Source organism: Deltaproteobacteria bacterium (assembly GCA_016874735.1).
Taxonomy (GTDB): Bacteria; Bdellovibrionota_B; Oligoflexia; order Oligoflexales; family CAIYRB01; genus CAIYRB01.
In genome coordinates, this window is the sequence record VGTI01000128.1 from 1 (window position 1) to 4916 (window position 4916).

The window sequence follows — 4916 nt, forward strand, 5'->3', positions numbered from 1 at the left end:
GTGCACTAAAGTCGAACGACATGAGTGGGTGTAGAGCAGATGTCGGGGGCGGACATTAGTGGTGCTAGCTGAAGATCGAAGATATTAGGACCTTAATTCGAAATATCTAGTCCCTCCGTGTCTCCGTGGTCTAAATCGGCAGAGCGCATGATCCGAGGGATACGCGTCAAAGTCTGTTTCTTGACCACACAGTGGGGTAAGCCTGGTGGACCAGAGACGAAGGGGCTGCGAGAGCGCTGGACGATCCTCTGGGTTGCACCTGTGAGGAAATTCCTTCTAGCTCAAGCCAGGGAGTACGCCGTAGGTCCCTGAATGAATAGTCGGAAAAGTTAAAAATTTGTCATAATGGTAAGAAAACTTTTAGTTATTTATAGACGTGTTGTCGAATGCAGAGAGTTCAAGGCCGACATTAGGACTTTTTCAGCGACTTGACCTGGTCCCGCCGGCGTAACTAATCCCTCATAACTAATTGCCGATAATCACTCTGGGCAATGCCTAAGTACCGTAGTCCAAAGGATTCACCATGGGTGCACGAGCTAGAGTCGACAAAATCGAGCTATATGTGAGTTATAGCGACTTCAATCGACGCATCGGGCTGATCAACAACTACTACGACCTAGTGTCACTTGGCCTTGAAGGCCATGATTTTAGTGGATGCTTCATGTGCGACGACCTGTCGCAGCTCATCGACTTTTGTCGCGAACATCGGCAGTACCATATAGTTACTTGTGACGGACCAGGTAGACGGGTCAACAGGCTCATTCAGGGCAAGGATTACTATATGCTTGCGAATGGGGATAGGGATCCTGCGTTGGTGCTGAATTACCTTTTAGATCCAGATTGGCCACTATCGTACGAAGATGGCGTCAGCTCTGCTCTTGCCGAACTCGACAACATCAAAAATGGTCGTAAGTCTTAGGGTCTTCATTTGGACTTCAATCTGCTTAAACCTAAGCTGGTCCCTATGGAAGCGACCTATTTTGTCGTAGATCGCGATTCGCGGTGAATCTCACTCGTTAGACGCTAATTCCAGAACAAGCAAATATTGAAAAAGGGCGTATGCATCGAAATAGTCTGATTGGGATTGACGTCCTCACCCTCCGTAAACGAAGGGGATTCCCTAGGCTTGCACTGCCTCACGGCAGTGCAAGTGGGTCAGCGCCTCACGTCCGAGGCGGAGAATGTTACGCGCTGCATTGACGTCACGGTCGTGAACCCTACCACATTTGCTGCACTTCCATTCTCTTTTTCCTAACCCGATCCGGGGATATACCTCTAGGCAGATCGCACACGTCCGGGTGGAGTCCCTTTCTTTTATTTCCTGCGCTTGTCCCCCAGCTCTTTGGGCTTTGTAGGAGACTTGCTGTTTAAACTTGCCGATACCGTGGTCTAGACTGATCCCTGCTAGGTTTTTCGAACGATTCATCAGGCGACACGGGACATCACCGATGAAGATCTGGCCGTAGCTCTCGACTAGGCTAGTCGAGGCCTTATGCAAATAGTCACTTCTAGCATGTGCTGTTTTGGCGTGGAGTTTAGCCACTCGCCTAGCCTTAGGTAGCCGGCCGTAACACTTACTGGCAGCCTGCCGCCGCCTGGCGCTGAGCCTAGTACGCTCTAGCCGACGTATTTTGTCCAAGTAACGCTCGCGAAGCCCCGGGCCAGTCAGCTTCCCTCCGCTTGAAAGTGTCGCCATGGACTTGATGCCTATGTCGATGCCGACGGCTTCGTCGGTCGTCGCGTAGGTCAATTGATCGCTCGCAAAAGTGATACTGACAAACCACTGGCCAAGTGCATTCTGACCAAATGATCCCGTCTTGATGACAGCGTCATCAGGCAGCACTCTCGATGCCCAAAACTCAAGCTGTAGCCCGCAGTAAGTTACATTGCCGCGAGCTTTGCTCCGACGCTTGCCGCTGGTGGCACCCGTCCACTCTCTGACTGCGTCAAAGCTAAGCCTGACGCCGGAGGCCTTGAATGGGATCCAGCCAAGCGACTTCCGTCCACGCCAACGAAGCAACTTACGGAATTGAGCCCGTCTCCTGGCATACTCCTCTACCACTGCTTGCACGGTTTGGCTGTGGAGACCCAGATCCTTGGCAGATCCGGCAACTAGATTGTTGAGTTCGAAAGCCGAAAAGAAGTTGGGTACTGTGCGGCTCATACCATCTTTACGCAGGATCACCTTTGTCGAGCTGCGGCGTAGTGCCGTTACTTGAGTCTCTTTGGCATAGTTCCAAACGAAGTTGACTGACCTAGCCATCGCGGTCAGCCTGCGACCTGCACTGCCGCTGTCCTTAACTCGGAATTTCCATGTAGTCAGCGTCATGCGTCTTCCTGAGATGGAAGTGCAATTTATAGCAAGTCACACTAATCCTTTCGAGTGACATGGGCGACGGCAGGCAACTTTTATCCTTGACTCGGTTTCTTACAGGGGACCCCAACTAGGCGGAACTCGCGAGATACTTCGTACTCGCTCGGGCAGGTGCCTTATATCTCCGCCGTGAACGGCGGAGTTTTACGGCACATGGGATAAATATGTCCGTCATGAGGCGAGCATGACGTCCATTGCCATTGGCAAATGCGTGAATCAGGACGAGCCGATGATGAAATCTGGCAGCAAGCTCATCCCAAGGGTAAGTGCTGTGACCGATCCAGTATTTTTTCCGCTGGTACGGTATTGTCCGGCCCAGCGCCACACATCACCGAACATTCTTTTGTGCAGTTCCCGTAAAAAATTATCGCTGAGGATGGCTTTCTTTTTGGTGAGAGCCCAATCTGGATCAAGCGGAGTTGCTCCCTGTGGATACTCTAACCGTATCGTCATTAACGCTTCGTCCAAAGTTCGGGGGCGAGTCGCGTCTTGAGAGATTGAGCGAGTTCTTGCAGCTGCGCCCGGGTGGCTTTAGGCCTTACCTCTTGTTTTTCCAGTTTCATCGTATGGGTCACCGACCGAAGGATCGCGTGCGCGGCCTCTTGCGCTTTTTCGTCAACGATAGCTTCCAGCGTGTCGTCGGGCACGATGGCATAAACAACGCTAAATCCTAGCGCCTGAGCAGCGCGGTCGAGCGCCTCCAGTGTGACTTTACCTTCGCGCTCCCGTTGCTCCAAGCGGACGACAACGCCGTTGTTGGTGCCGAGAAGATGAGCCAATTGCCGCGTTGTTACGCCGAGCGATTCTCGTACAGCCTTGAGCCAGCCCATTCGTGGACGGGGAGTTTTGCTGACCTGTCTCCAGGCTTTGAGTCTCTCGTCCAACTGGCGGCGCTGCTGATGAAGGATGTTTCGATTAAGTTTCATGTTTTTATGATGTTTTTTAAAGCATCACTGTCTCCGCGGTCTAAATCGGCAGAGCTCCTGCCCCTGCGGGATACGAGTCATGGGCCGTTTTTTGACCACGGAGAAAGGGAATGAGGGAGAAAGGAGCACAACACCGATTAAGTCACGGCTTACTTAGAGGCCATTTCAGGCCTATGCACCAGCCACGTACCGACAAAGCTCACCCGGACTAATATCCTTCAGCCGTCGCCCGACCTTGTCCTTAGCCGAGAGTTGAGGCTCAAGGCCCCGCGGCCAGGGGATTTCGAGATCGGGGTCGTTCCAGAGGATGGAGAGTTCGCTGGCGGGTGCGTAGTAGTCGGTGCACTTATAGGCAAACATCGCCGTCTCGCTGGTGACGATAAAGCCGTGGGCAAAGCCTGGTGGCACCCAGAGCTGGCGCTTATTATCGGACGACAGCTCAACGGCGACGCTAAGGCCGAAGTGGGGTGATCCGACGCGGACGTCGACGGCGACATCGAGTACAGCGCCTTGGAGTACCTGCACAAGTTTGCCCTGGGGGTTTGGGTTTTGCATATGCAGGCCCCGCAGGATGCCGCGGCGCGAGTAGGACACGTTATCTTGAACAAAGGTGCCCTTGATACCGTGAGCCTGGTAGCGCTCGGCCTGAAAGCTCTCGAAAAAGTAGCCTCTCTCATCACCCCACACTTTGGGCTCAATGATCAGGACGCCGGGGAGCGAGGTCTCAACGACGTTCATGCTTTTCCTTCACGATATGCTGGAGGTAGACGCCGTATTGAGTCTTGGCCAACGGTGCTGCAAGACGCAGGAGTTGATCGTCACCGATAAAGCCCATACGCCAGCAGATCTCCTCGGGGCAGCCGATTTTGAGACCTTGACGCTTCTCGACCGCTTGGACGTAGTTGACGGCCTCGACCAAGGAGTCGTGCGTCCCGGTGTCTAGCCATACGGAGCCTCGTCCCATCACCTCGACGTTTAGATCACCGCGCTCCATGTAGAGACGGTTTAGGTCGGTGATTTCTAACTCGCCGCGTGGCGAGGGCTTAATGGTCTTGGCGAGCTTAACGACGTCGTTATCGTAGTAGTAAAGGCCGGTGACGGCGTAGTTAGATTTGGGGGCCTTGGGTTTTTCCTCAAGGCTGATGGCGCGGCCGTCCTTGCCAAACTCAACGACCCCGTAACGCTCAGGATCGCTCACGTAGTAGGAGAACACCGTTGCGCCCTTATTCCTTGCCGCGGCGGTCTGGAATAACTTCGACAGCTTGTCGCCGTGAAAGATGTTATCGCCGAGGACGAGACAGGCTGGGTCCGTGCCAAGAAACTTCTCGCCTAAGATAAAGGCCTGCGCCAAACCGTCCGGGCTAGGCTGCTCGACATAGTCAAAGCGCACGCCCCACTGATCCCCGGTGCCTAGGAGACGGCGAAAGTGCGGTAGATCCTGCGGCGTACTAATGATCAAAATCTCGCGGATACCTGAGAGTAGCAGCACGGAGAGTGGGTAGTAGATCATCGGCTTGTCGTAGATCGGCAGCATCTGCTTGCTGACTGCGATGGTCAATGGATAGAGCCTGGTGCCTGAGCCGCCGGCAAGAACGATACCCTTCATGGGTGGTCTC

Annotated in this window: 5 protein-coding genes and 1 pseudogene; 1 reads left to right on the top strand and 5 read right to left on the bottom strand. The window is 53.8% G+C overall.

The genetic code is table 11. The features are described from left to right. Positions 1-523 precede the first annotated feature (523 nt). Positions 524-919: a hypothetical protein gene (locus tag FJ146_19450; protein ID MBM4254147.1), complete on the top strand. Its 396-nt coding sequence runs from the start codon at positions 524-526 to the stop codon at positions 917-919. Positions 920-1120: 201 nt separating this feature from the next. Here the strand turns inward: FJ146_19450 and FJ146_19455 are convergent, their stop codons facing one another. The 5 genes and pseudogenes from FJ146_19455 to rfbA all read right to left on the bottom strand — a co-directional run bounded on the left by FJ146_19455 (position 1121) and on the right by rfbA (position 4906). Next, positions 1121-2329, bottom strand: a complete 1209-nt coding sequence (locus tag FJ146_19455) for a transposase (protein MBM4254148.1) — start codon at positions 2327-2329, stop codon at positions 1121-1123. A 115-nt stretch (positions 2330-2444) separates the two neighbouring features. Then, positions 2445-2827, bottom strand: a pseudogene (locus FJ146_19460) (hypothetical protein). Further along, positions 2827-3300 carry a mobile mystery protein A gene (locus FJ146_19465; GenBank protein ID MBM4254149.1) on the bottom strand — a complete coding sequence of 158 codons (474 nt, stop codon included), beginning with the start codon at positions 3298-3300 and terminating at the stop codon, positions 2827-2829. Before FJ146_19465 ends, FJ146_19460 begins: the two are co-directional and overlap by 1 nt. Positions 3301-3471: 171 nt before the next feature. Continuing rightward, positions 3472-4038, bottom strand: a complete 567-nt coding sequence (rfbC, locus tag FJ146_19470) for a dTDP-4-dehydrorhamnose 3,5-epimerase (GenBank protein MBM4254150.1) — start codon at positions 4036-4038, stop codon at positions 3472-3474. Beyond that, positions 4025-4906 (bottom strand): glucose-1-phosphate thymidylyltransferase RfbA, encoded by an 882-nt coding sequence (gene rfbA, locus FJ146_19475; protein MBM4254151.1) that lies wholly within the window; start codon positions 4904-4906, stop codon positions 4025-4027. Before rfbA ends, rfbC begins: the two co-directional genes overlap by 14 nt. Between the last annotated feature and the right edge of the window lie 10 nt (positions 4907-4916).

What these genes read in the sequence shown, in the direction of transcription:
- FJ146_19450 (MBM4254147.1), top strand. Translation starts at nt 524, where the DNA reads ATGGGTGCACGAGCTAGAGTCGACAAAATCGAGCTATATGTGAGTTAT.
- FJ146_19455 (MBM4254148.1), bottom strand. Translation starts at nt 2,329, where the DNA reads ATGACGCTGACTACATGGAAATTCCGAGTTAAGGACAGCGGCAGTGCA.
- FJ146_19465 (MBM4254149.1), bottom strand. Translation starts at nt 3,300, where the DNA reads ATGAAACTTAATCGAAACATCCTTCATCAGCAGCGCCGCCAGTTGGAC.
- rfbC (MBM4254150.1), bottom strand. Translation starts at nt 4,038, where the DNA reads ATGAACGTCGTTGAGACCTCGCTCCCCGGCGTCCTGATCATTGAGCCC.
- rfbA (MBM4254151.1), bottom strand. Translation starts at nt 4,906, where the DNA reads ATGAAGGGTATCGTTCTTGCCGGCGGCTCAGGCACCAGGCTCTATCCA.